Annotated in this window: 28 protein-coding genes and 1 tRNA gene; 15 read left to right on the forward strand and 14 right to left on the reverse strand. The window is 42.4% G+C overall.

What is annotated here, in order from left to right; genetic code table 11:
• The first annotated feature begins 71 nt into the window (after nt 1-71).
• The 7 genes from GWR21_RS06355 (at nt 72) to GWR21_RS06385 (ending at nt 5,387) form a co-directional block, all read left to right on the forward strand.
• Nucleotides 72-1,247, forward strand: coding sequence for a LacI family DNA-binding transcriptional regulator (locus GWR21_RS06355; protein ID WP_162330912.1), 1,176 nt, complete (start codon nt 72-74; stop codon nt 1,245-1,247).
• Nucleotides 1,248-1,476: 229 nt separating this feature from the next.
• Nucleotides 1,477-1,558 (forward strand) — tRNA-Leu (locus tag GWR21_RS06360).
• Between the two features lie 279 nt (nt 1,559-1,837).
• Entirely contained in the window at nt 1,838-2,293 is a 456-nt protein-coding gene (locus GWR21_RS06365; RefSeq protein ID WP_394367273.1) for an alcohol dehydrogenase catalytic domain-containing protein, read from the forward strand.
• A gap of 599 nt (nt 2,294-2,892) precedes the next feature.
• On the forward strand, nt 2,893-3,360 hold the full coding sequence (locus GWR21_RS06370) for a hypothetical protein (RefSeq protein WP_162330914.1): 468 nt from the start codon (nt 2,893-2,895) through the stop codon (nt 3,358-3,360).
• A gap of 283 nt (nt 3,361-3,643) precedes the next feature.
• Nucleotides 3,644-4,291, forward strand: a complete 648-nt coding sequence (locus GWR21_RS06375; protein ID WP_162330915.1) for a hypothetical protein — start codon at nt 3,644-3,646, stop codon at nt 4,289-4,291.
• 48 nt (nt 4,292-4,339) lie between these two features.
• The gene (locus tag GWR21_RS06380) at nt 4,340-4,729 is read left to right on the forward strand and encodes an Imm1 family immunity protein (protein ID WP_162330916.1); all 390 of its coding nucleotides are present in this window, start codon (nt 4,340-4,342) and stop codon (nt 4,727-4,729) included.
• A 253-nt stretch (nt 4,730-4,982) separates the two neighbouring features.
• Nucleotides 4,983-5,387, forward strand: coding sequence for an ankyrin repeat domain-containing protein (locus GWR21_RS06385; protein WP_162330917.1), 405 nt, complete (start codon nt 4,983-4,985; stop codon nt 5,385-5,387).
• 733 nt (nt 5,388-6,120) lie between these two features.
• Here GWR21_RS06385 and GWR21_RS06390 read toward each other — a convergent pair.
• Nucleotides 6,121-6,561, reverse strand: coding sequence for a winged helix-turn-helix transcriptional regulator (locus GWR21_RS06390; RefSeq protein WP_162330918.1), 441 nt, complete (start codon nt 6,559-6,561; stop codon nt 6,121-6,123).
• Nucleotides 6,562-6,650: 89 nt separating this feature from the next.
• On the opposite strand from GWR21_RS06390, the gene GWR21_RS06395 reads away from it, so the two are divergent.
• On the forward strand, nt 6,651-7,511 hold the full coding sequence (locus tag GWR21_RS06395) for an MBL fold metallo-hydrolase (RefSeq protein WP_162330919.1): 861 nt from the start codon (nt 6,651-6,653) through the stop codon (nt 7,509-7,511).
• A gap of 1,384 nt (nt 7,512-8,895) precedes the next feature.
• Here the strand turns inward: GWR21_RS06395 and GWR21_RS06400 are convergent.
• From GWR21_RS06400 to GWR21_RS06415, 4 genes are all read right to left on the reverse strand, one after another.
• Nucleotides 8,896-9,456, reverse strand: coding sequence for a reverse transcriptase domain-containing protein (locus tag GWR21_RS06400; protein WP_162330920.1), 561 nt, complete (start codon nt 9,454-9,456; stop codon nt 8,896-8,898).
• 14 nt (nt 9,457-9,470) lie between these two features.
• Nucleotides 9,471-9,902 (reverse strand): transposase, encoded by a 432-nt coding sequence (locus GWR21_RS06405; protein ID WP_162330921.1) that lies wholly within the window; start codon nt 9,900-9,902, stop codon nt 9,471-9,473.
• Nucleotides 9,903-10,149: 247 nt separating this feature from the next.
• The gene (locus GWR21_RS06410; RefSeq protein WP_162330922.1) at nt 10,150-10,758 is read right to left on the reverse strand and encodes an SDR family NAD(P)-dependent oxidoreductase; all 609 of its coding nucleotides are present in this window, start codon (nt 10,756-10,758) and stop codon (nt 10,150-10,152) included.
• Nucleotide 10,759: 1 nt separating this feature from the next.
• The gene (locus GWR21_RS06415) at nt 10,760-11,671 is read right to left on the reverse strand and encodes an NAD(P)H-binding protein (protein ID WP_162330923.1); all 912 of its coding nucleotides are present in this window, start codon (nt 11,669-11,671) and stop codon (nt 10,760-10,762) included.
• A gap of 493 nt (nt 11,672-12,164) precedes the next feature.
• Here GWR21_RS06415 and GWR21_RS06420 point away from each other — a divergent pair, with 493 nt between their 5' ends.
• Both GWR21_RS06420 and GWR21_RS06425 read left to right on the forward strand, forming a co-directional pair.
• Nucleotides 12,165-13,703: an SMI1/KNR4 family protein gene (locus GWR21_RS06420; RefSeq protein ID WP_162330924.1), complete on the forward strand. Its 1,539-nt coding sequence runs from the start codon at nt 12,165-12,167 to the stop codon at nt 13,701-13,703.
• A gap of 522 nt (nt 13,704-14,225) precedes the next feature.
• A complete protein-coding gene (locus tag GWR21_RS06425; RefSeq protein ID WP_162330925.1) occupies nt 14,226-14,780 on the forward strand; it encodes a fasciclin domain-containing protein in 555 nt (184 codons plus the stop codon).
• Between the two features lie 169 nt (nt 14,781-14,949).
• Here GWR21_RS06425 and GWR21_RS06430 read toward each other — a convergent pair whose 3' ends face one another.
• The 4 genes from GWR21_RS06430 to GWR21_RS06445 all read right to left on the reverse strand — a co-directional run bounded on the left by GWR21_RS06430 (nt 14,950) and on the right by GWR21_RS06445 (nt 17,476).
• Nucleotides 14,950-15,528, reverse strand: coding sequence for a thioredoxin family protein (locus GWR21_RS06430; protein WP_162330926.1), 579 nt, complete (start codon nt 15,526-15,528; stop codon nt 14,950-14,952).
• 219 nt (nt 15,529-15,747) lie between these two features.
• Complete coding sequence (locus tag GWR21_RS06435; RefSeq protein WP_162330927.1) at nt 15,748-16,266, reverse strand: hypothetical protein; 519 nt, start codon at nt 16,264-16,266, stop codon at nt 15,748-15,750.
• A 50-nt stretch (nt 16,267-16,316) separates the two neighbouring features.
• On the reverse strand, nt 16,317-16,712 hold the full coding sequence (locus GWR21_RS06440; protein ID WP_162330928.1) for a VOC family protein: 396 nt from the start codon (nt 16,710-16,712) through the stop codon (nt 16,317-16,319).
• Nucleotides 16,713-16,726: 14 nt separating this feature from the next.
• Nucleotides 16,727-17,476, reverse strand: a complete 750-nt coding sequence (locus tag GWR21_RS06445) for a DeoR/GlpR family DNA-binding transcription regulator (RefSeq protein WP_162330929.1) — start codon at nt 17,474-17,476, stop codon at nt 16,727-16,729.
• A 423-nt stretch (nt 17,477-17,899) separates the two neighbouring features.
• Here GWR21_RS06445 and GWR21_RS06450 point away from each other — a divergent pair, with 423 nt between their 5' ends.
• The gene (locus GWR21_RS06450; protein WP_162330930.1) at nt 17,900-18,610 is read left to right on the forward strand and encodes a 3-keto-disaccharide hydrolase; all 711 of its coding nucleotides are present in this window, start codon (nt 17,900-17,902) and stop codon (nt 18,608-18,610) included.
• Nucleotides 18,611-18,697: 87 nt separating this feature from the next.
• Here GWR21_RS06450 and GWR21_RS06455 read toward each other — a convergent pair whose 3' ends face one another.
• The 4 genes from GWR21_RS06455 to GWR21_RS06470 form a co-directional block, all read right to left on the reverse strand.
• Nucleotides 18,698-19,156, reverse strand: a complete 459-nt coding sequence (locus GWR21_RS06455; protein WP_162330931.1) for a MarR family winged helix-turn-helix transcriptional regulator — start codon at nt 19,154-19,156, stop codon at nt 18,698-18,700.
• Between the two features lie 114 nt (nt 19,157-19,270).
• Entirely contained in the window at nt 19,271-19,630 is a 360-nt protein-coding gene (locus tag GWR21_RS06460; RefSeq protein WP_162330932.1) for a VOC family protein, read from the reverse strand.
• A 258-nt stretch (nt 19,631-19,888) separates the two neighbouring features.
• Complete coding sequence (locus GWR21_RS06465; protein ID WP_162330933.1) at nt 19,889-20,212, reverse strand: nuclear transport factor 2 family protein; 324 nt, start codon at nt 20,210-20,212, stop codon at nt 19,889-19,891.
• 22 nt (nt 20,213-20,234) lie between these two features.
• Nucleotides 20,235-21,029, reverse strand: coding sequence for an SDR family oxidoreductase (locus tag GWR21_RS06470; protein WP_202929062.1), 795 nt, complete (start codon nt 21,027-21,029; stop codon nt 20,235-20,237).
• Nucleotides 21,030-21,150: 121 nt separating this feature from the next.
• Between GWR21_RS06470 and GWR21_RS06475 the strand changes: the two genes are divergently transcribed.
• Nucleotides 21,151-21,513: a winged helix-turn-helix transcriptional regulator gene (locus tag GWR21_RS06475; protein WP_162330934.1), complete on the forward strand. Its 363-nt coding sequence runs from the start codon at nt 21,151-21,153 to the stop codon at nt 21,511-21,513.
• A 4-nt stretch (nt 21,514-21,517) separates the two neighbouring features.
• Here GWR21_RS06475 and GWR21_RS06480 read toward each other — a convergent pair whose 3' ends face one another.
• The gene (locus GWR21_RS06480) at nt 21,518-22,708 is read right to left on the reverse strand and encodes a transglycosylase domain-containing protein (RefSeq protein WP_162330935.1); all 1,191 of its coding nucleotides are present in this window, start codon (nt 22,706-22,708) and stop codon (nt 21,518-21,520) included.
• A 222-nt stretch (nt 22,709-22,930) separates the two neighbouring features.
• On the opposite strand from GWR21_RS06480, the gene GWR21_RS06485 reads away from it, so the two are divergent.
• The 3 genes from GWR21_RS06485 (at nt 22,931) to GWR21_RS06495 (ending at nt 25,950) form a co-directional block, all read left to right on the forward strand.
• Nucleotides 22,931-23,521: a Crp/Fnr family transcriptional regulator gene (locus GWR21_RS06485; protein ID WP_162330936.1), complete on the forward strand. Its 591-nt coding sequence runs from the start codon at nt 22,931-22,933 to the stop codon at nt 23,519-23,521.
• A gap of 132 nt (nt 23,522-23,653) precedes the next feature.
• Entirely contained in the window at nt 23,654-24,823 is a 1,170-nt protein-coding gene (locus GWR21_RS06490; RefSeq protein ID WP_162330937.1) for an MFS transporter, read from the forward strand.
• A 2-nt stretch (nt 24,824-24,825) separates the two neighbouring features.
• The gene (locus GWR21_RS06495; RefSeq protein WP_162330938.1) at nt 24,826-25,950 is read left to right on the forward strand and encodes an FAD binding domain-containing protein; all 1,125 of its coding nucleotides are present in this window, start codon (nt 24,826-24,828) and stop codon (nt 25,948-25,950) included.
• Nucleotides 25,951-25,994: the final 44 nt, after the last annotated feature.

The raw sequence follows: 25,994 nt of genomic DNA on the forward strand, positions 1-25,994 counted from the left end.
CGGAAGATGTGGGGAAACGGAATCTACCGCAAACGATTCCGATAGTCGATTTTCATTTTAAAATTGCCTGAATGATAAAATGTATCCGGTGCTGCCATGTGCATGCCATCACAAAGTCCGGCATTGTAAGGGGGAAACAACGTTATTACTGTAAGGATTGCAATATCTATTTCACGTTGCCGGATGTATCTGCAGCCGATATGCGGCAGCACAAAAAACACATGACCACCATTGTAGATATCGCCAAAGCGCTGAACATCTCGAAATCAACCGTATCCAGAGCCCTGCATGAACACAGTGATATTAATCCGCAAACAAGAACGGCTGTACAGGAAATGGCCAGGCGACTTGATTATCAGCCGAATCTGCTGGCAAAAAGTCTTGTAAAGAGTAAAAGTAATACCATCGGTATTATTGTCCCTGAGTTCCTCACCTACTTCTTTCCGACCATCATCATGGGCGCACAACAGGTAGCCGCACAGGCGGGCTATAATGTCATCATCTGCCAGTCGCAGGAATCCTATCAGACAGAAGTAGCAAATGCAAATGTGCTACTGGCCAACCGCGTCGATGGCGTATTAATTTCCATGACGAAAGAAACCAGGAAATTTGATCACTTCAAGGCGTTTGAAAAACACGGCATCCCTGTTGTTTTCTTCAATCGCGTATGTGATGAAATGCATACGTCAAAAGTGCTGGTAAATGATTATGAAGGTGCGCTCAAAGCTACTGAACACCTGATCAAAAATGGTTACCGTAATATTGCGCATATCGCAGGCCCTCCGGCATTACTGATTACGCGTAATCGTTTATCGGGTTATCGTGATGCCCTGGAGAAATACAAACTGCCTTTTCAAAAAGAACTGATTGTGCATTGCGACCTGTCAAAAAAGGATGCTATCCGTTCTGCAAAGCAACTATTAAGCATGAAGAACCGGCCGGACGCAGTGTTCTGTGTAAATGATCCCGTGGCCATTCAACTGATGTTGGTGGCCAAGAAACTGAAGATCACAATCCCTTCGGAGCTCGGTATCGTCGGGTTTAGTAATGAGCCCAGCGGAGAGGTCATAGATCCTGCCCTGACGACGGTAGAACAGCCGGTTGCAGATATCGGCAGGTCAGCAGCGGATATATTGCTCAAAGCCATCAGGCAGGCCGAAGATTATGTACCCGAAATGAAATCGTTGCAGACAACATTGATAGTGAGGGCTTCTTCGGGAGGTATTGGCAGGCGTAATAAGCGTTAAATAAGGCCTGTTGCCTGGGTAATAAAGCTGGGCGATCCTACTAATACCGATAATAATTAAATGCGCGGCTGCTGCAGCGGGTATCTGTCGATGCTTATGCATAGTGAAGGTGGAAAGGAGGAAATGAGGTGTGTACGGTGGTGGGAGTACGTAAATGTTGATGGGAAATTTCGTTGATTGTGAAAAAAGAGATATTTTAACGGGAGATTGAATGGTGTGGATAGTGATTGCCCAGATGGCGAAACTGGTAGACGCATTGCGCTTAGAACGCAACGCCGCGAGGTGTGCAGGTTCGAATCCTGTTCTGGGCACAAAAGCGGAAAGGTCGGAGAGGTCTCCGACCTTTTGCTTTTTAAGATTGTCAAGGTCAGCTCTTGGCCTGATTCCCCCCAAAGATATCATTTTCACTCTCTAATACTATTCATCCATATAATTCATTGCATCATCCATAATTCTCTGTATTCGATACATTTTTAAAACATATCCGGATCTTACATTTGCATTGGTAGTTTAGTCATATCCATTTAACAGCACAACTAATGAAAACAATCGAATTCACAAATCCATGACCATACGACTTATTGTCTTTGATGGATAGATCCCAACCAACGCATATTGAAGGACACATAATCGCGAAGATTATATATGCTGCTGTCAACGCTGTTGATGATTCCGTTCGGAGTGGACGGCTGCCAGCCAGACGCTCACCGGCGATACCTGGAAATAAAGCTGTCGGTATTATTGTCAAAGATAATGATGAGCTATCTACCGGAACCAGCGTAATCGTATCCTGCTTTACAGTTGATGGTCAGATTCAGGGAATATATGTTGATGGTGTATGGCAGGAATATCTTGTAGTAAAGCCGGAAGAACTGATCCCAATCTCAGAACATATATCGGATGAACAGGTGGCCGCGTTTCCTGTGAGCTTCTTTTCAGCACAGGCTTGCTTAAACAAGGCGGATTTTCAGCCAGGGAAAAGTATTCTTTCATTAGCAGTAGGCGGCGGTGTTGGTAACGCAGGCATTCAACGAGCCAAAAAATAATTGATAGCGTGGGTGGCAACCTAACCGGGGACGCGTACACTCGTTAAGTCGTAACGGTACCAATGGAGAATTGGACACATCTTTAATGGCAGATTTAAAAATGTCTTCACTCATGACCCAGCGGGGAAGAGACGGCTACTGATTAGCTTGGTGTATTGAAACAAATTCCTCACTATCCATTTTAATAGCGTATCTTACATGTATTCAATAGCAATAGTAAACGCTCCAACTTCTCCGACACACTAATTTCAATTCTTACTACTGCCTTCCTTGATCTTTAATTAACGTAAAAACTAGTCTTTACATCGAAAGGCTGCGCATATTTCTTTCGATTATGGCAATATCATGCCTTTATGGTACCCACTTCCCTCGTAAACCATGAAACTCTCGCTATTACAGATATTGCAAAGGAGGAAAATATCGGACAGATTACGGACAAAGCTCCTTTAACTATTTGGTACATGCACTTACAGAGAGTGGTCATGTTCATGCACTCCACGGAGATTTTCCAGGTATCTATATTATAACGATTAAAAGGATACAGGAGGGAGAAGAATTCTTAGAACTTTAATTTTTCATTTCTAAAAAAATATCAAACAATGAAACATTCAAAAGCTTTTCTAATCGCCAGCTTACTGATTTTTTATGCCTCATCAGTTTTTTCACAAAAGTATAAAACCGCTTCAGATACTGTTAAGCTGAACGAAGAATATGTATCGGTAAGCAATGATATTGCCGAACTTACGTCTAAACTTACCATTGCTAAAAATAACATGCCTGGTTATCAAACCAAAGCGGGAGATGCAAATTCTGATGCGCAAAGCAGTGCTAATGCAAGTAGTAAACAGGCATCGAGGGCTACAAATGGTGATATAGGCGATGCGAAAAACGCAAAAAAGAAAGCAAACAAAGCTTACAGCAATGCCCAGGATGCCAGGGATGCAGGCAATAAGGTAAAAAGGCAGGATAAAAAAATAGCCGACCTTAATTCTCAATTAGAGAAAAAACAAGCGCGGCTTAGGGAATTAGATGATATGAAATTGGCCATAGTGAATAAATCTCTGTAGAAAGATACTGATTTTTAAAACTACGATCAACGTCACTGACACAACCTACTAAGAATCAGACTGACCTGGTTCGAAAATGATTCGCTACTGGGCACAAAAAACAGAAATCCGCTCTAGTAGCGGATTTTTTTTGTGCATATTCCCCTTAACATAATTCCTTCTTATTCAACCTATAATAGGTTCGATTCCTGAAATTGTGTTACACCAAACAATCCATTCACCTACAAATATCTATTATGTACAAATGCGGATTTAGACTAACTTAGTCGAAGTATTATCCTATATGAATTATATTGAAGAAATAAGGGCCGGTCTTAAAGAAACTTTTGATCAAAGAATAAAAGAAATCGATGCTGAAACTTTTATCTCTCCTTCTGGCAATTTCAGATTAGAAGCAAACGAATTATACGATCAGAAATATGCCATAACAAGGGCTCAGATTTATCAGCAATCAACCAATGAAAAAATATTTGACTTCTTGGTTAACGAAGACAGAATCCTTTACTCTTGGCTGAAGAAAAACAACACAGAGTACATGGTCTGCGCAGAAGATCTGTTTGGAGGACAAACCGTCATTGATCTGACTAATAAAAAAATGGCAAGCTATTCTCCCAAAACCGAAGGTTATATCTGGACGAATTTTCATTTGTCACCTAACGGAAAAATATTAGCCACAATGGGTTGTATTTGGGCCGGACCATTTTCTATGAAGATATTTGACTTTACGAATCCAATGACGCTACCATTGCCTGAAATAAAGGAGATTGCCTTGATTGGTAACGACGAGGAGATCATTAGATGGATTGACAATGACACGCTTCAGATGAAAGGGTTTCAAAGAGAGTATGAATATGAATATGACGATAAAGGTCGGATGAGCGTCAAATCAGTAAAAGAAACTCCCACAGAACGCATTGTCAGTATACGTTAAAATAGTCACATCTCGGGCCATTTTTTTAAGTCTTATCGGTTTATACATATGAAACTTAGTGTTGATAGCTGGATCGAAAATCGTAATTATAGCAATGACAAAGATATCAAGGAAAGCGATGAAGCCGTTACTGCCCTCCAGACTCTAAACGGGAAAAACGTAACACAGTTAATCGTAGGTGACATTAATGGATTTATGCTAATAGGCGGTGGCCCTGAACTATTTGTCGTAACCCAAGTGGTTGGAGAGGATAAAGTATTCTTCAACCTGATTAACCCGGGGTGTGTTTCAGATGAAGAAGAAATTACCCTCGTAACCGGTGGGCAGGCAGGCGGCTTTCCTAAAAAAAAATGTGTGCCGCTGGCACTTGCAGAACAGGCATTGACATACTACGTTAAACATGGCGATCGCTCACCGTCACTGAAATGGGAAGAATAATAACTGATGTCATTTATTAAAATCTATTCGCGCAACTTATTTATTATCAATATAATTTGGTTCGAAAGTGTTTCACTACCGGACAAAAAAGGCAAGAGCCGCTCTACGAGCTTGTCGTTATTGACATAACAAAGGTGAAACATAAACGAGCCAAAAAATTGCAAGATTTATACTGGCAAAAAAGTCTGTTTATACTTTTAAGAACTATCTGGGTTATGATGGAAAAAAGTTCGATGAAGAAAAAGCATTAGCAGTGCTGGATGAAATTGGCGTAAATGCAACAAATGACTTAGGAGAAACGCCTCTTATTGTTGCTGCTTACTTAAATCGGATTAACGTTTTAAAGAAGATAATTGGTGGAGTCGATAATGTTGACTACAAAGTAGCCGGCACATTTACCGAATCAGCATTACTAGAAGCCTGTGCACATAGAAGGCTGGACAGCATTAAACTATTAGTAGATGCTGGGGCAAGATTGGAACAAGTCGATAGGTTCGGACTAACGCCGCTTGCAAAGATCTTTACCAATATTTTTTCAGATCCCCTTCCATGTGCAACATATTTGATATCCAAAGGGGCGAAGATCACGGCTAAGGTAATGGAATTAGGTATGAGTTGGAACCAAGAAAAGATGAGCAGGTATTTGACGAAGAAGTGACTCGGAAATTACTTGAAGATCTCAATAAAATATCAAAAGGGAGTAGCCCCTATCTGGAGCACGACGTTTATGATAGGATCATTGAAGGAATTATTGAATGGTACCTAAAGCACCCAAAACAGATCTCACATACGAAAAATGATAAGTTATACTGCTAACATGCCTTTTAGTCGTTTAACTTCTCAATTATCAATATCATTTGGTTCGAAAATGATTCGCTACTGTGCACAAAAGCGGAAAGGTCGGAATATTTCCGACCTTTTGCTTTTTAAGATTGTCAAGGTCTGCGCTGGGCCTGCTTATCAGATCCAAGATGAATTTTGTAAAAAGGCTGTTCTAATAACTAACAATGAGCCAATATATTAGCAGCTAAAATTGATAAAATATACTTTTCCCCTCTTCAAATTTATCATAAAATTCTTCTGCAACTCCTCCACTTCTTTTTCGTTGTCGATATTAAGATAAGTAGCTGCTCTTAACACATCCTCCTTCTTTATATAAAATTTGAATTGAGGGAAGTCTGCGTAGAAATTGCCTGTCATGACATATTTAATTGCTCTAAATATGCCAGCCCAGCTTCGGATAATCCATAATAGAATATATAATCTCTATACGGATAGATTTTCTCGATTATTTCGTCATAAGGAATATTCAGGTTGAAATACTGCAAGGTTATCTGTATTACAAAATTAAGTAGTTTAAAACGACCAGTTCAACTGAAAGTAGAGATATTCTACTTGGCAATTTGATCAACCTTAGCAGAAGATGCCACAGCAGCGGTTTTCTTCTTCTTTGATGCTCTCTTGATTGACCATTCAAAAAATTCCGATAGTGCCTGATTGAGACCCAACCCGGTTTCTGTTAGACTGTATTCAACCATTGGGGGAACTACCGGGTAAACCTTTCGCTGGATCAACTCCGCCTCTTCCAACTTTTTGAGAGTTTGCACCAACATTTTTGGTGAAACAGGATTGACCTCTCTTAGCAGATTGCTGGTTCGCTTTGGCCCCTGCATTAAAGATAGTAATACAGGAAGAGTCCATTTGTCAGCGAGCAACATCAGTGCCTCATGGAGGACACAATCCTCATCAACCACGATCCTCTCATAACCAAGATTTGTGATTTGACTTAATATTGACATTTTTTTTTCTTCGCCTGATGGTTCCTGCTCCATATTTCACCATTTGGTAAGTAATACACTAAAAAGTGCCTTATTTCAAATCTACGGCATTCCTAATAGCTTTACCAAAAATACAAGAAATCATGACAGTTATTAAACAAACTCCATTGTTGCCAGGCACATTACAATGGACTATCGGGAACAGAAAGGTGACGGTACTCTCAGACAGTCATTTTAATGCGGGAGAAGAATTTTTTACAAACTTACCAGAAGAAGGTGTTCGATCAACCTTAATTGAAGCTTTCAGACCAGAAAGCCTAATTCTTACAACCAGTATTTTCTTGATCGAATCAGAAGAACATGAGCCTGTATTGATCGATACCGGTATGGGCACTAAAATGGCTCCGCTCCTAACCGGAAAATTAATGGAGGCATTGGCCTTTATCGGAAAAAAACCAGAAGATATCGGTATCATATTGATAACTCACTTACATGGTGACCACTTCTATGGTCTACTTGATCCGCAAAAAAAGAAAGCATTTCCTAATGCCCAAGTCTGGTTATCTAAAACTGAATACGATTATTGGTTCAATAACCCTCAATTAAGTGAGCAGGAAAAATCCAATACTGATGATGCCCGTGAGGCATTGGCACCATATGAGATGCTGGTTGATGATGGCAAAGAAATCGTACCGGGAATTACTTCAGTACCACTGCCGGGACACACGATGGGGCAAACGGGTTTTCTTCTAACCACTTCTGAGGAAAAACTACTATTCTGTGCAGACATATTGAATCTGCCTGCTATTCAGGTGATATATCCTGAGGTCGGCTTTGCTACCGACGCTGACCATGACCTGGCTGTAAAAACACGAAGGGATACGTTGAGCAAAGCCGCAGAAGAACGGTTGTTATTGGCCGGTCCCCATTTTGAATTTCCATGTCTGACCTACGTCAAAGTACAAGGTTTTGGTTTTCAATTGGTTCCTAAGCAATATATATAACCTTTATAACCGTTTTCTTTTACGGGGCTTATCGTAAGTTTGAGAGGCCCCTTTTCAATTTTATATTGTTATACCAGCCCTACAGGGTGCAAATTGAGCTATATTTAGCACTGACAAATTCTATAAAGAAGAAAGGAAATCCAGATAAAACCTGTCTCAGGAAATATTTTAGTAATCCAACTATAACCTTTTCTAAGCAGAGACCAAACTTCGATTCCTTAAAGTTCATCAGTAGCCTTATAGCAATTTATACGGGCAAAACCTGCGCACTGGTTAATATAGAACAAAAGTACACTCTTGATAAAAAAATAGAAGAATTAATTAACTTAATAACTGATGGTATTCCGGATAATTGGTTGGAGAAACTACCGCTACTGGGCACTAAAACAGAAAATCCGCTCTAGTAGCGGATTTTCTGTTTTAGGCATAATTCCCTCTTTCCATAACCAGCTCTTATTCAACATATAACAGGTTCTATTCCTGAAATGTTATTATATCAAAAAACTCGTTCACATACAAATATAACTCATACGCAAATACGGATTTAGACTAACTTAGCCGAAGTATTATCCTCTATGAATTATATTGAAGAAATAAGAGCTGGTCTTAAAGAAACTTTTGATCAAAGAATAAAGGAGGCCGATGGTGAAACGTTTATCTCTCCATCAGGGAATTTCAGATTAGAAGCGAACGTTGTACGATCAGAAATATGCCATAACAAGAGCTCAGATTTACCAGCAATCAACCAATGAAAAAATATTTGACTTCTTGGTCAACGAAGACAAGATCCTTTACTCTTGACTAGAAACAAACAACACAGAATACATGGTCTGCGCAGAAGATTTGTTTGGAGGACAAACCGTCATCGACCTGACTAATAAAAAGATGGCAAGCTATTCTTCCAAGACGGACGGTTACATCTGGACGAATTCCCATTTGTCACCTAACGGAAACCTATTAGCCACAATAAGGCGTATTTGGGGCGGGCCATACTTTATGAAAATATTTGACTTTACGAATCCCATGATACTGCCATTGCCGGAAGTAAAGGAAATTGACCTTTGGACAATGACGAAAGATTATTCGCTGGATTGATAATGAAACGCTGCAGATGAAAGGGTTTCAACGAGAATACCAACGTGAATATGACGATAACGGCGGGATGAGAGTCAAACCAGTAAGGGAAACTCCTATCGAACGCACTGTCAGTATACGCTAAGATGTTTACATCATTGTAATCGTCAGCTTTGTCTGTAAAATAGTTAAAACGCGGAAAGTAATTTACTTATAATCAAGCATATGCGGTTCCGGGTAGAGCAGATCGTTACCTCCCCGCTCCCCCACAGATCCGTGCGAGCAGCTTTCCTGCACACGGTTCCTATGTTTATGATTTCGATGATTGATAACTGTGATATACCTTCGGTCTTGTAAGGGGTATCCATTCCATCGTTAGCTTTGCTATTTTAGCCCATGTCCAGACACGCTTACCTCCTCGATGGTTTAGCCATTTATGGAGCAAGCGTTTAGTCCGGTTATAGTACGTATGCAGCTTCCTGATATTGAATGTTATACCACAGTAGGCATAGTGGCCACGTAGTTTCTGGTTCAGTGATGCTATAAGTTCTGCTATGGGTAGCTTGTGTCTATAGAACTTGATCCAGTCACTAAGTCGCTTCAATGCCGCATTCAGTTTCTTACTGCTTGTTTTACGCTTAAGGATACGTTTTCCATTTCGGCTTTTACTTATGTAGTAAGTAAAACCTAAGAAGTCGAACGTTGTACGGGGATGCCCTTCTCCATCATCGTCCAGGTCTATTAATCTGGTCTTGTCTGGATGTAGGGTCATCCCGTACTTACTTAACCGTTTGAGTAAAACCTCCATCACTCGTAATGGATCTTCCTTGTTGGTAAATCCCAACAAAAAGTCATCTGCAAAACGAATCATAAAGCTGTCATCCTTCAGTAATCGCTGGATTTGCTCTTTGAACCAGATATCCAGTATACTACCTGGGTGAAAATAGGTTGTAACGTTTTCTGAAGACGCTTGCCGCGGAAGCGGTTAATAGTATTATGGTCAGGGGTGCTCATTCCACTTAACCACATATAATGTATATGCTGATTAACGGCATCTTCTATTTTACGACTACTGTATATATTATTAATGTAGGAATAAACCAGGACCTTTAATAACATTCCAGGATGGTAGCTACTTGTCCCTCCTGGCTTGTACTGTTGCAGCAGCGTTGTAATATCCACCTTATCCAGCATCTCATTCACGGTTCTGACTGGATGATTGGCTGGAATCAGATCATTTAGATCTGGTGGTAATAGCATACCCTGATGTTGGTGATTGCTTTTAAATACAACTGATAATGTCTTGGCTCTTGCCATACTCCTTATAACACAACAAGCATCATATGGTTAGCAAAAAGGCACCTTTTATTAAAAAAACTCCATAAAAATAAGAAGCTGTCCCAATTACTTTTGAGACAGCCCCGTTTTAAGATGTCAAGGTCCACTTATTAATCCTATCTGTATACAGCATTAAAGATATGTTGGATTGATACTCAGTCATTTTGGCCGACAGCATCGCCCGCAGTAAGACGTAGCCTTGCGTCATTACCTTTAATGATCATCATTAGCTGGGAACCATTGATGGTAAAAGAATGTTGCAAACTGCATTGACCTTAAATGAAGTATCCTTTAACTGGTAAGCGAGATCAATGGTGTACATGTTTAGTGCTGCCTTAGAGGACTGATATAAGGCCGCTTTATGCGAATAGTACTTCCAGGTCGGATCACTGTGTAAAGTCAGCGAGCTGCCGCTAGACGAGACATTGACAATTCGTGGCTCAGTTGATTTTTTCAACAGGTCAATAAAAAACTGTGTTACACGAATTACGCCGTAAAGATTGGTATCAAACACTTTCTTGTACTGTTCAATGCCTGCCTCTAATGAAGACTGCGGAAAGCCACCGTTGATGCCCGCATTATTAACGAGCACATCCAACATATCCGTTTTGCTGCCAATCGTCTCACGCGCATTCTGAACAGACTGCTCATCGGTTACATCCAACATAATGGCCTCTACCTGGTCCAGACCAACGGCTTTCAGCTTTTCTACAGCTGCCTTTCCATTTTCTAAATTCCGGCTGCCAAGATATACGTAGTAGCCATGTTGCAACAACGCGCGTGCGGTTTCAAAGCCGATGTCTTTGTTCGCACCGGTAATTAATGCCTTTTTCATGCTATTTAATTTGCTGATGATAGACCTGCGCAAATTCTTTAGCAAAGTCCGTAAACTTCGTTTTCCCTGGCACAGGTTTGTAGCGATATAAGTCTTCGTATAATGAACCGCTTGCTTGTGCTGCCTGCATGGCAATAAATCCGCTCGCGATCCATTCGTTCATGCCCGCAGCTAACATGCCACTCAGCATTTGATCCGGAGGAATTACATTCCATTTAAGTTCCGGCTTACCGATGGCTTCCCCAAGTATCCGGGCAATTTCGTTTGGAGATATTTCATCGCTTACCGCATAATGTACAGTCCTACTGTCAAAAGGCTTCTCCATCTCCTCAGCGATCAGTGCTGCAATATCTTCTGCCGCTACCCAGGGCTCCTTTTTATCGCCTCCGTAAGTAGAAACAATAGAATGTTGATTCCTGATCGAATCAAGGTTCCTGTACAAATTGGTGTAGAATCCTACGGGCCTGATGTATTTAATACAAACGTCTTCGGGCAATTTATCTAAGATGCCTTCCACTTTATTGTGCAGGTAAAGGCTGCCGGTGCCCCGATCTGTATGAGCTCCAATGCTGCTTAGGTGTACCACTCGCTTAACGCGGGATTGCTCGACTGCTATTTTATAATTATTACCAATCTTATCAAATGCAGCTACGAAGTCCACACTTTTGTCATAAATACTGCCTATGCCTTCCCAGGCTTCCATCAGGTAGACAATATCAGCTCCGGCAAAGGTCCTGGTGAGGAAATCGAGATCGAAAAAAGATCCCACTGCTGCTCTGGCGCCTAATGCCTCAATGGCTGATTGCCGCTCACTTTTGCTGGTGATGACCGTTACACTATGTCCCCTTTCCACAAGCCGGGTGGCTAAGGGTTTTCCAATATGGCCCAAGGAGCCCGTGATAATGATATTCATAATCAACTTGTTGTTATGATTGCAAAATTGCATAGTTCCAGCCTTCCTGAATTAACCTAATTGAGCTTTTTCATAACCGAAATGAGGGTCTATTATCCAAATCGGGCAATTCGTATGTGAGTGTGAGTGCCATGGGGCAATTTCCTGGAAGGAAAGATACCAAAGAGGAATGGCAAGCACCTTTCTGATGACGCCATCTTAACAAAACTGTGAAATGGTATAGGTCTGACGAGTGCTGATGTCAAAGAAGCCATTACCAGATCTGCTTTTCAACATATGATAGAAGTAGGTGGGTTGGGCAGCTGTTATTGCGCCGGGAGCACTGTGCACACAACAGACTATAGCCTGTCATGTAATGCTCACTCACCAAAATTTATTTTTGGTGATCTGCAACTACGGCGGAGAAAATTCTTACAGATATATTAATTGTTTTTATATTTTGCAAGCACATAGTTTTGTATAAAAATACCCTATAATTACACCCGAGACATTTATGACAAACCAAGAAAAAATAAAGCTCCTAAGACGGAAATACATATCCGCCAATGTTAACCTGGATAATATTTACAACGCGATCAGAGCGAAACAAAACGTTCCGCTGGAGTTAATAGAGGAAACTGTTGCGGATGTAGATACAATGGGGGCGCTATTCCCCATGCAGTTTGAAGACAAGTATGGAGCAACGGGGGAACCGGCAGTGTATATCAATATGCGCGATCCGGAAGATGAGCCAACGCAGATGAGCGGTGCAAACCGCGTATTAGCGGACTCCTTTGCGCGTACCACTATTGAAGACATTAAGTTCAATGCGCTGAACATAGTATTGGCCTACGAACAGGATAAAGCCATAGTGGAAAAATATAAGCCGCTTTTTCTGCAACAGGCTGCCTGGTGTTTTAACCATTTGTCGGAAAAACCAACTTTAAGCGAATGGGAACAAGACAAGCTGGTGCTGTATGCTAATCAACTGGCATATTACACCTATTTTGGCGAGCAGCAAACCGATAAGCTACACCAGGCCCTGGAAGTTTTGCAGGTGGCGTACGGCTACGCTGACTGGCACCGGCACGGCTATATAAAACATACCTATGTGGATGTCCTGCTAAAGCTCGGCAGTATCGAGGAGGCATATGCTGTTATAACAGAAGGGCTCGAATATAATGAGAAATTTGAGCTTTTTCAGGAGTATAAGAATGATGAACAGTTTATAAAGTGGCTGCAGGAGTCAGACAACGAAAAAGCAGTCGCCATGAGGCGCCGGCAGCAGGCAAAGCAGGAGTTGCTGGACGCGATTATTGCAGAAGAAAAGCATATCCGGCATTCGTTTAAGAATCCCCTACATCCGCTGGTTGTACAACATGCCGAAAATTTGATCGCGATAAAGCAATATATATTATCCCTTCGCCAGCGCGCATTAGCGAAGACGAGTCTCAATAAACTGGAGGAATACAAGAAGAACTATATCCTGTCTACGGCCACAGTGCAGGAGCTGGATGAATTTGAAGCCACATATAGTGTGTCATTACCTGATGAATATAAAGCCTATCTGCTGGAGATAGGTACCGGTGGGGTCTACTTTATGGAAGGCGATGTGCCCGGCATTCAGGAATTAGGAGAAGAAGAGATCAGCAGACTGAAAAAGCCTTTCCCAATAACGAGCGATAAAATACATGAGGTACAGAATTATTATGGTGTCAAAGCCTGGGTATATTCCGATAGTAACAGCTGGATAGAAAATGGCGTTTTGCCGGAAGGTACAGATATGCAAGCCTTGTTTGGCCTACCTGAAGAATCCAGACTAAATGACGGATGTATCTCCCTCGGCTACTCCAGTGGAAGGAACGAATTAGTATTGATAGCGAATGGAGAATTTGCCAATGAGGTGTGGTCAGACCGCCTGGGATACGGAGCAGCGATGCGTGGCTGTTTTGGTGCTGCCTCTGCCGAGCGACTTACATTGCTACCGTTCATCGCAGCCAGCTTGCGTGTAAAGGTAGAGAAGCAGGAAGACGACAACGGCGATTGGTTGTAAAAGCGAACCATACCGATGCAACATGCAGCCAATGATCATTCAATGCCAGGAAATAATCTCATCGATTTCTGTGAACGGCGTAAGCAACGTAAGTTTTCTTAATGATCAGCACCAATTGATTCGAACACACTTCACTACCAAGCAAAAAAGCGGAAAGGTCGGAGAACTACTCCGACCTTTCCGCTTTTTCAATACTATCACGGTCCTTCTTGACCTGCTTATAACTTTGTAAGGGAACACCAACGACTTTAGTTAACGCTTTCTGAAATGTTTATACTCAATTGTCAAATCGTCCGGGAATTGGAACTCCACTTAACAACCCAGACATTGATGTATGTATCGCCAGACAGTTATCCGCCTTCATATTCGACACCTATATTAATGCATATACGCACAACGCAAAACTTTGGTTTTCTCCGGCGGCATTTTAAAAATATAGCTTCCTGATTCATCATTTCTGAAAACTATTTACTGCAACAACGCGTACATAAAAGCATAACATTTCAAATTAAAAACTGAATCATGAAAAAAATTGCAGTACTTGCTATAATAGCATTTTCAACGATCATTACAGCTACCTCCCAGGCACAGGAAAAGACTGTCACAGTTGGAGGTGCGCCTATGTATCCTTCCAAAAACATCATTGAAAATGCCGTAAATTCTAAAGAACATACTACACTTGTTGCAGCAGTAAAAGCAGCTGATCTTGTTGAGACACTTCAGGGCAATGGCCCATTCACCGTTTTTGCACCTACTAACAAAGCATTTGATAAACTCCCTGCAGGTACTGTACAGACACTGCTTAAACCGGAAAACAAGTCGATGCTTCAGGGTGTACTTACCTACCATGTAATAGCAGGAAAGCTCGATAGTAAAACAATTGCTGAAAAGATTAAGCAGGGTAATGGCAAAGCAGAACTAACAACCGTGCAAGGAGGAAAGATCTGGGCCTGGATGCAAGGTAATAAGCTTGTTTTAAAAGATGAGAAAGGTGGCATGTCAATGGTTACTATTAAAGATGTTTATCAAAGCAATGGCGTTATACATGTGATCGACCATGTACTGATGCACAAATAAACGGCACTAAAGTAACACACAAAGACGTTAGACGGTTTTTCTTATACGTTTATTACACACATCGGAAAATACGCAAACAGGTTTAGATGATTGTAATTTAGGCATTTAAAAGAGCTATGTTTAAAAAGTTATAACCCTTTTAAATGACTGAATTACAATCATTAAATTACTAGACGTACTTGTTATTTCCGTTGGCCAGTAAAGTCGCTATTTCCTGCTGTATGTCCATACCCTTATTGACATTATACCATTGTTGCAATGCTGTCTTTATCAACTCGTAGGGTACTTTATCCGCTAGCAGCTGCCGGTACAATAGCTGGCAATCGTGAGGTCTGGGTCCCCATATCATCACCTCTGCTCCCGATCCATCCGTGCATATCACTTTAGGGATTGACTTGCTACCATTAGTGAGATAGTTATTAATTCTAAATGGCTCACTGTCTCTTAACTCATAGGAAACGGTTATAAGCGGATTCGTATCGCTGACCATCTTTATAAACGGAATACTATGGGCGGCATCTCCGCACCAGGGCTCTGTAATGACAATCCAATGCTGAGGTATTTTAATCTTTTGGACAACGGCCAGCAACTCATCAGACAAATGTCCTCTTTTCAGCCAGCGGTTCGTCCGGCTCCAATTTAATCTGGTATATTCTACATATTCAGCGGAATCATAAGGAGCCAGCTGATTATCCGGATCTGTATGAATGATGCTTTCAAACAAGGTACAGTATTCTTCGAACGTCATCTTATCGGCATTTTATACGAAGGTAAATTCCCTGGTATAAGGAATGTTGTACTTTTGAGTAAAAAATAGGTAAATTTTACCAAACTGCGATCGTTCCACCAGCCTTATGATGGAGCATTGAACCTGATAATACTAAACAGGACATTAAATCAAAGCTCCTTTAGCATCGAAGGAATAGACAGATCGGGGTTTACTGGTAGTAACGAGCATTAATGGTATTTATCGCCTGTTCACTTCTATGGCCGTCCGCAGGCCGGTTTTACTTTCCAGCAGATTAACAAATGCAGCGAGCCCTATCAGGTGGTGATTTATTTTCAGCTGCTGACCGTGCATATCCGTCAGTGTTAGCAGTCCAGCATTGTAGCTGTACTTTGCCCTGACGATCTTATCCCAGGTAGAAGTGGTAACATTCCGCAGTGGACTAGTCACTTCAATATAGGTCTTATCAAAGATTACCTTATGATTACGATAATATAAAATACAGCGTGCTGCCATAAACCCAAATGAGAAAAAAAGAAACCCAAAAGCGAGCCACTCACCTGTATTAGCAGGCATTTCAAAGAAAAGAACCACTACAGGAATAAAAGCTATGCAGGCACAGATCCACCCTAAGATATTGTACGCCGTCTGCATACGAAGGGTATAGATCCCTCCAAAATCGACCTCGGGACGTCGGCCTGTCCCTTTATTGATCATCGCTTCTGCCACCACAGTTATTGCATGTTCAATTCCACTCATTGATATAGGTTTGGCAATAAAAATAGATAAAAAAGTAAGAGCAGCAAATGTTACTTATCGGCCAATAGCTCAATCACGTTTCCTTCCGGATCTGAAAATACGGCCTCATAATACCCGTCACCGGAAACTCTTGGCTCACCTGTAATCCTGAAATGATCCGTTCTTAATCTTTCCAGCAGATCGTTTACTTCCTGCCGGCTACCTACCGTAATAGCAAAATGGGCTAATCCTTTATTTCTACCCTGTTGGGATAAAACAGCGTCGATATCAGGTTGATGCATTAGTTCAATTCTGGCGCCTCCCTCATTAAAAGAAATAAAGTAAGAAGTAAACTTTCTTACAGGATTATGATAACGCTCATTACATGTAGTGTTGAAATAGGTCAGGTAGAAATTCTTCATTAATTCGAGGTTATCTACCCAGATAGCAAGATGATCAATTTTCATAAATATTGATTGTATTAAATTATCCTGCTCCCCTGGTTTCTAAAAGGGTCGAGGGCGGGATGATTACTTTCCAGGTCGGTAACTATTGCCTCCAGTTCCTTCATTTCACAAACATGAAAACTTTCATTTTGCTGAAGGACAGCACTATTGGCGATGGCAAACGTCTGCCTGGATCTGCTCAGCATGGCTCTTTTAACGTCCGCGTCATCCTGGAAGGTCGCGGTGACACCAAACTTGTCACTAATCGCACAAATTCCCATTAGATACAGATCTGCTACATAATTCCTGACCTCCAGGCAAGTGGTTATACCTGTGCAGGTAGCAGTTTCAGTATCATATTTTCCTCCAAGAACGATCACTTCAACATTTTTATGCTGGGTAAGTAACTGTATAGCGGGAATATTATGTGTGATAATTCTTACCGCTATATCCGAAGGCAACCTGTTAGCTATGACACACATCGTCGACCCGCCGTCCATAAAAAGGGTCATACCTGGTTTTATAAAGGACAATGTCTTCGTTGCGATGATATTTTTCTCTTCCTGGAGGAATAAAGCACGATCCTGAAAACTTACCGGCGCTGGGGAGGGTAACATTGCACCTCTTCTTACTTTAGAAACGAGCCCATTTTGGTATAAACTATCAATATCTCGTCTAACTGTATCCTCCGATACTTTAAGCACCTCAGCCAGATCCCCGTAAGTTACCTGCTCCTTTTGGGCTAACTCATTTAAGATAATCTGAAACCGCTGCTCTTTAATCATTTGTATTAAGATGTTATTGACTATACAGATACGCCAGGGAGATACCCCTGAACAACATTGCAAAAATATGCAATTTTGCACAACTCGCATCACATCCTAACTAAACAAAGAACTATTTTAGGATAAGACATAAATAAATCTGAAACGAAAATCCGATACAAGTATTTATATTTCAAACTATAATACATCCTGAGAGGCGATATATCCAAAATGACAAAAGAAAAAATTATTGCAAAAGTTGCAAAATAGATTCATTTCGTATATTATTGCAGTCGTTATTTATTGCCAGACGTACGAATGTCTCACACACGGGTCAAAGTAATTGTGATGAGACAATGAAACACATGCCCCGGCAAGTAAAGCGTTTCCCATCCTTTCCACACTGGCAAACAGTTATACAGGTCTCTTATAAAATACATGCCGATGAACAGAAAACATTATCTTTTTGCATTGATGTCAGTAGTCTTTACCGCCTGCGCTGGTACACAGGCAGACAACACGCTTTCCGGCAAAGAGACTGCCGATGGCTGGCAATTGCTTTTTGATGGGAAGACAACACACGGTTGGCATCTCTATAACCGGGGAGATAAACCCAGTCAATGGGAAGTAAAAGATGGCGCGTTAGTTTGCAGCCCCGGACCGGGTAAAGAGCTTGGCGACCTTGTCACAGACAGTTCCTACAGCAATTATGACCTGACATTTGACTGGAAGATATCCGTAGACGGGAACAGCGGTGTATTTGTGAATGTAACAGAGCGCGCTGATATCCCTACAGCATGGGCCTCCGGACCAGAGTACCAGCTACTCGAACAGTCCCATCATGATTACGTGATTGAGAATAAACGTCCTGGTTGTTTATATGGCTTTTCGCCACAGCTCAACAAGGCTACTCCCAAACCTGCAGGCGAGTGGAATCAATCAGAAATCAAACAGGAAAATGGTAAAGTGTCATTTTATCTGAATGGCGTACTCACTGCCGAACAGGATTTTAACACCCAGCAGTGGAAAGATGCGGTCGCTAATTCAGGATTTAAAGTATTCCCTGAATTTGGCAAACAGACCAGTGGAAAGATCGCATTGCAGGACTGGAATAAAGGGATTGCATTTAAGAACATAAAACTGAGAAAGCTTTAGCCACAACAATATGCTTCACGCAAAGCCATAACAGAAAATGCCGGAGATCCTGTCTCCGGCATATCTAACGAAGTATCAGCCATATGCTTATTCGCTGTTTGTATCAATCAGACTCACCATATTTTTATTGAATGCCGGCAGTCTGTTACTTAAGGAAGCAAAAAATTCCACATCAGCTCTTTCTATCTCAATCAATGCTTTTTGCAAAACGACACCTCCCTCCTTCGTTAGCCGAATCGTTTTCGCCCTTGTATCCGTTTCGTGCTCCGCCCGCGTTATAAACCCTTTCTCTTCCAAGGTTCGTAATACTTTCGATACCATCATCCTGTCCGCATTACTTTGATTGGCGATGTCGCTCTGCGTAACGGCATTACTCTTTTTCGAAAGCCAACCCAATGCTGCCAGCAATGCAAATTGTGTCTGCGTTAAGTCCAAAGGATCTAACACCTTTTTTTGCTTACGTTGCCACAGCATGGTTACCTGTCCGAGCAAATAGCCAGGGCTATCATTAGGACTTTTAAAATGAAATTCGATCTCTTTAGGCATATTGACGTTGAAGCATTTTTGACAAATTTAAATCAAAATATTGCCGCATCTGTTTTCATGCGATCTTCGAGGTAATATCTCCTGCAATCCGGACCTGCGTGCGCTACCCTGCAGTTACTTTTCCTGGAGAAAAGTGAGTTTATACCCATCCAGATCCTTCACATGAAATGCCCTGCCAAATGGCGTCTCAATAATCGGCCCTATATTACTTACGCCATTTTTAATATACAGCGCTCTCATTTCGTCCACATTTTCATTAACTGCAAACCACAATGCCACTCCAATGCCCAGCTCCCTGTCTTCCAGTGGCTCAAGCGGCGTTCGGATGGCAAAACTGGCCTGCCCTTTATTATATGTAAAGATACAGGCCTGTGGATTAGTGTCTCCGATTTCAAATCCTAATATGCTGGTGTAGAACTCCTTTGAAGCTTCCAGATCCTTCACCTGCAGTGATGCAAAAGTCAATTGTTTCATCGTATCATGTATATTGTTGTCGCAAATATAGTATACACGACAACAATATACAAACTATTTTTATGGACCAACTACCTGCATACATAACAGACAAACCGAAAAGTCTGCTGCTGACGACCCGTTTTTCTATCAGTGAGATTGCGTACCAGATGAGATTCGAGATCCCTGCAAATTTCACAACCGTTTCAAGAGTAAGGAGGAAATCCCCCGCTGGAATGCAGCAATCAACATGAATTGCTCCCGGCGAGGTGATATGTATCAGCCCGTGATCCTAAGAGCACTGATCAACCCTTCTGTCAGTTCGAGATGATAGTACAGCACCAGAGGGCTACCAGGAAATGATCCTGACACTTGTGCCGTTAGCATGGATGTAATGCCATTCTCCTCATATGCTATTGGCTGCATTATGGCCTGATATTTTTCATTTGCTTCGGCTATCCATTGCTGAATTTCCTTTCTTCCCGTATACACACGACCTTCATCATGCACCAATGCAGTCTCGGAAAAGCAGTCTGCATAGGCCATACTATCAAACCTGCCCTGCGCATGTACTAAATCAGCTATCACTTTTGGTAATCTCATTGTATTCATATTTTAGCAATTATCAAATAGTAGGAATTGTTCCACCGTCAATGACATATTCCGTTCCCGTCAGGTAGCCTGCCCGCGGCGACACCAAAAAACCAACCAATTCAGCTACCTCCGCTGGTTGCGCAGGTCTTCCATAAGGAATTCCACCTAATGCATCCATAATGCTTTGCGTGGCCGCCTGTTCCGTTGTGCCTGAACTCTCCGCAATGCGTGCTACCATACGGTTGGAAGCGGTTGTCATAATCCAGCCTGGTGATACTGTCAACACTCTTACACCTTTAGGTGATACTTCATTTGACAAGCCCTTACTGTAATTAATAAGCCCTGCCTTTGCGGCCGCATAGGGCAGCGTAGAATCGTACAAAGGCAGTTTCCCCTGAATAGATGCAATATGAATGATCACACCACTTTTCTGTTCCAGCATCTGCGGTAGAAATGCTCTGTCTAATCGCACAGGCGCCAGTAAATTTGTTTGAAGCGTTTGTTCCCAGTCATCATCACTTAACACAGCAAATCCGCCCCCAGGTGTTTCCGAACCTCCAAGATTATTAACCAGTATATCCAGTCTGCCGAACAACGACAGGATCTCCTGTGCCACCTTCCCGGCTCCTGCCGATGTGCTAAGATCGGCAGCGATAAAATGGAGCTGATCATTTGCCTGTGCCGGTGCGTTTCGCGCTGTGATAATAACGGTAGCACCTGCGTCGAGCAGTCGTTCGGCAATAGCTTTGCCTGCGCCCTTAGTACCACCTGTCACTAATGCGATCTTGCCTGATAATTCGTTATTGAACTGCATTCTGTTTTGCATATCTGAACTTTTGTACAAATTTGGAACATAGTTTCACTTCATACAAGTACGGAAATACGATTCAGATAGGGAGAAATTTATCCCTATTGATGGTCCGGAACATTGAGCTATTTTTGCTGTTATGTACGAGAGAAAAACTTTACCGAACCTGCATTGCGGACTCGACCTGATCGGGGAGATCTTATATGGGAAATGGAAGATAAGATTGCTATGGTTTATAAACGAAGGATACCGGCGGCCCAGTGAATTACAACGTAAAATCCCGGATGCTTCAAGGAGGGTGCTGAATATGCAACTGAATGAGCTGGAGCAGCACGAACTGGTGTCTAAGATAATCCATCCCGTCGTTCCTCCGAAGGTTGAATACCACCTTACCGACTTTGGGATGACCTTAATTCCTGTTATCTCCGCTTTGGGCCATTGGGGTGATGAACACGAAGAACGCCTGAGAGCTTTGATTATAAAATCTCATGGCAAGACCTGAGCATCTATAAAATATTCCCATACCGGTCCGTAATGCGGATAATATAGACGGGCCTTGCATTGCTGTCAGCTGATAGTGATGTCTTATAAATGCTAGCTGTCTCCTCCCGGTAACGCCTCAATTCCTTTGTAAATATTTCGGGAAACTGCGGCCATTTATTCCAGACACTATCCGACTTAATATTGAATTGATCAGCGAGCCGTTGTTGTAACTGCTGCCGTTCATGAGATACTACCCGCTCCACGTACGACTGCATTTGCGGATTTATTTTCGTATAGATCCGAAGACCGTCCCGGTAAAGATCATATGCTGAACCGTCTGCTTTTTTATGCTCCCTACACCATGATTCAAGTGCTTCACGCAGGGTGTTCCGGAAATAGGGAACAATCCCGCCATCATCATCGATATTACGATACCGGAGGATAATAGGTTTGCTGCTGGCTTCGATGGCTGTTTCCGGGGAGACATAATTGTATGTTTGCATCATGTAAATTACGACATCACGACGGCGTTTGGCCATTTCAAGACTGCGGCATGGGTTGTAAAGGTAACCCCCTCTTAACATACCAATAAGCACGGCAGATTCTTCCAGAGATAGATCACCGGGCTTTTTATTAAAGAACATGTGCGCTGCATTCTCAATACCCATTACCTGATCGCCAAATAGACGATTACTAAGGTAAAGCGCAATAATTTCCTGTTTGGTAAAATGGCGTTCCAGTTTTACGGTGAGCAACCACGTCTGCATGTTCTGAAAGTTGCTTTTAGCATCATTAAAGGGCTTAGATACATCGCTGTTATTGCCTAATAATCTGCTAGCCAGCTGCTGCGTGAGCGACCGTGAACCATGCCTTTTACCTATCCACTGCTGAACAAAAGGAATATGCCATATATCTCGCGTAATGATACCGTTATGATCATAAAAGTCCGGGTCCTCTGTCGCGATCAACCCATTTATAACATGCTTCCCAATAGCCTCATAATTAGTATAGGAACGGTCTCTCTGATAATATTTGCCTACTACGGCACCATCCTCCCCAATTATTTCAGAGGCCAGCACAGACTCCGGATTCTCCAGTGTTTCAATTGATATCATATTGCCGATCACCCGGAAATTGATCAAGAGCAATAGAAGGACAAAAACGCCCATTCCGCCCAATACTGTGATCCATAATATTTTAACTGATAGTCTCATAGCTGATAATTCGTATAGGTACAATGCCCACAATATATATTAATTCTTAATGTGATTTATTGCACTTTTACGACAGATTCTTTATTATATGCAATACTCCCCGGAAATGTTGCCATTATCCTCACCCGGCTATTATCCTGCCGCTTTTCTTCCTAATTTCAGCGCGCAGTATTATTATTGATCGCAAAGAGTATACAGCCGATCGCCTAAAACAACTTACTCATGTCAGATTATAACAGCTTTAAGGAGCATCTGCTCAAACGCATGTCTTTTACGGAAGAAGAATTAAATGAGTTTTGCAGTAGCTTCAAACCGGTAAAAATAAAGAAAAGACAGTTCATCGAACAACCCGGCTTTCTCGCCAAACACAGATATTATGTGGTGAAAGGTGCTTTCAGAGCCTATGTTATTGGCGATGAAGGACAGGAACATACGATACAGTTTGCGATCGATGACTGGTGGATCTCCGACTACAATGGCTATATATTTCAGCAGCCTGCTACCATGTTCATCGTAGCACTGGAAGATAGCCTGATACTCCAGATTGACTATGAAGCAGAACAACGGCTCAAGAAGAGCAGATATGCTTTCGAAACTTTCTTCCGGATACTCGCAGAAAATACCGCGGCCTACATGGCGCGCAGGGTCATTACTAACCTGACAAAATCTGCTGAGCAACGATATGAGATCTTCCTCGAAAGATATCCCAATATCGTACAGAAAGTACCACAGTATGCCCTTGCATCGTTCCTCGGAATGACCACTGAATACCTCTCAAAGCTTCGCCATAAACGGATTGCGAAAAAAAGTTAATCCAGTTCAACTTTTTTTCTTAAACCAGTTAGCCCTATTTTCCTGTCTCAGTTCATTGGAAAGGGCCCGTAGAGATGCCACCTTTGTATTGTCTTAGAGACAACAAAACAGGAAGCAATTAAATATACTAAAATGGCATCTCTAACAAAAACACAGGTATTCATCATGGCGGCAACTGCTGGTATCAGCGTAGCCAATGTATATTACAGTCAACCTATATTAAATGCAATTGCGCATTCTTTTGAGATCAGCACGGAAAAAGCAGGTATCATTTCCGTACTTGCACAGATCGGTTATGGCATAGGTCTCTTTTTTCTGACACCTATCGGTGATATGATAGAACGCAAGAAACTGATCCTCTATCTGCAGATCGGATTATTCGCCTCCTTACTCATCATGGCTTTCGCACCGACACTTCCCTTATTATATGTAGGTAGCCTGCTGATAGGTATCTTCTCCGTAGTCGCGCAGGTGATACTTCCTATGGCAGCAAGCCTCGTAAAAGAAAACAGGGGCAGGATAGTCGGACAGATCTTCACAGGTATTCTTGTGGGTATACTCGTCGCGAGGGTCTTCAGCGGATTTATCACCAACTGGCTGGGCTGGCAATATGTATACCTGCTGTCTGCCGTTATGGTGTTCTTCACAGCCATCCTGATGCAGGCGGACTTCCCTCCAATGCATGAACGCTTTAATGGCACGTATACGGGACTGCTCAAATCAACGATAGAACAACTGAGAAGATTTCCGGCGTTACGTCGTGCGGCACTCACCGGTATGCTTGCATTTGGTACTTTAAGCGCCTTCTGGGTAACCCTGACATTTTATCTGAGTGAAGCGCCTTTTAATTACTCTGCCTCCCTTATCGGTATGTTTGGCCTGTTGGCCGCTGCCGGCGCACTGCTTGCACCGTTGTTCGGTAAACTGGCAGACAAAGGCACCCATTCCAGGTCATTGATATTCTCAACGGCACTGACACTGATCAGCATAGTAATACTGAAACTTTTCCCGGGTTCAATTGCCGGTATATGGCTGACCGTTGTATTGCTGGACATCGGCGTACAGGCTACACAGGTGACTAACATCGCCATCATCTATTCACTGGATCATCTGGCGAACAGCAGGATTAACATGGTATATATGACCAGTTATTTTGTTGGTGGTGCGCTCGGTACCTATTTCTCGATCGTACTCTGGAATGCCGGTGGCTGGAGCTGGTCTACCACCTTCATGACACTGCTGGGCGCCCTGGCAATCATCAATGTTGTTACCAGTCAACATACACAAAAACAATTGAACTGATCATGAAAATTATAGTAATAGGTGGCTCTATAGGGGGCCTCACTACCGGCATAGCCCTTATGCAACAGGGTTTCGATGTAGAGATATATGAACGCTCTTCAGCAGGTATGAAAGACAGGGGGGCCGGACTGGTCATCCAGCCGGAAATGATGGATTACCTGATGGAACATAACATTGCCCCCAAAGCATCTTTTGGTGTTCCTGCCAGACAACGGCAGATACTGGATGAAAGTGGAGAGCCTGTGCTCCGGTACCAGAATGACACAGCGTTTACATCCTGGAATTATATCTGGCGACAGCTAAAGGACTATTTCCCTTCTGACAGATATCACTTCGGATACGAACTGGAACATATTTCACAGGGAATACATTCCGTCACTGCCACCTTTAAGAACGGACATGCAGTGACAGCAGAACTGCTGATCGGCGCAGATGGCTATAATTCCCTTGTCAGAAAACAATTCCTTCCCGGCATTCACCCTCATTACGCCGGCTATGTAGCCTACAGAGGACTGATCCCGGAAAATGAAATGACAAGGGAAGATGCCGCTTTCTTCTCTGACAAATTCTCACTCTATCCTTACGAGAACTCCCATATCCTGTCTTATATGGTGCCAGGCCCTAACGGCGAATTGACCAGGGGCGACAGATTGTATAACTGGGTCTGGTACCTGAATAAGACGCAGGAGAAATTAGATCGGCTGCTCGTCGATAAGAATGGATACAAAAGGCAGTACAGTATTCCTGCCGGATTTATGAATAAAGAAAGCATTGCACAACTGCACCTGCTGGCCAATGAACAACTACCCGCCATACTGCGCGATCGTGTCCATCAGACCACACATCCTTTTCTACAGGTGATCTTCGATCTGGCTGTTCCGAAAATGTACCAGGGACGCGTGGTGATACTCGGTGATGCGGCCTTTGTGGTAAGACCACACACTGCCTCCGGCACGGCCAAAGCCTACCGGGATGCCATCGTACTCGCCAATAGCCTGGCGGACAATGACGATCTTGAAAATGCACTTGCTTACTGGAACGGACAGCAGACCAGATACGCCATGGCTATCGTCAATCACGGGAAACAACTTGCTGCCAGAAGTAAACTGGGACTTGAAACAGTTTAATCATTAACTGACTTTTACCTGCAACACCCCTCATAAAAAAAAGC

It is taken from the genome of Chitinophaga agri (assembly GCF_010093065.1).
Lineage (GTDB): Bacteria > Bacteroidota > Bacteroidia > Chitinophagales > Chitinophagaceae > Chitinophaga > Chitinophaga agri.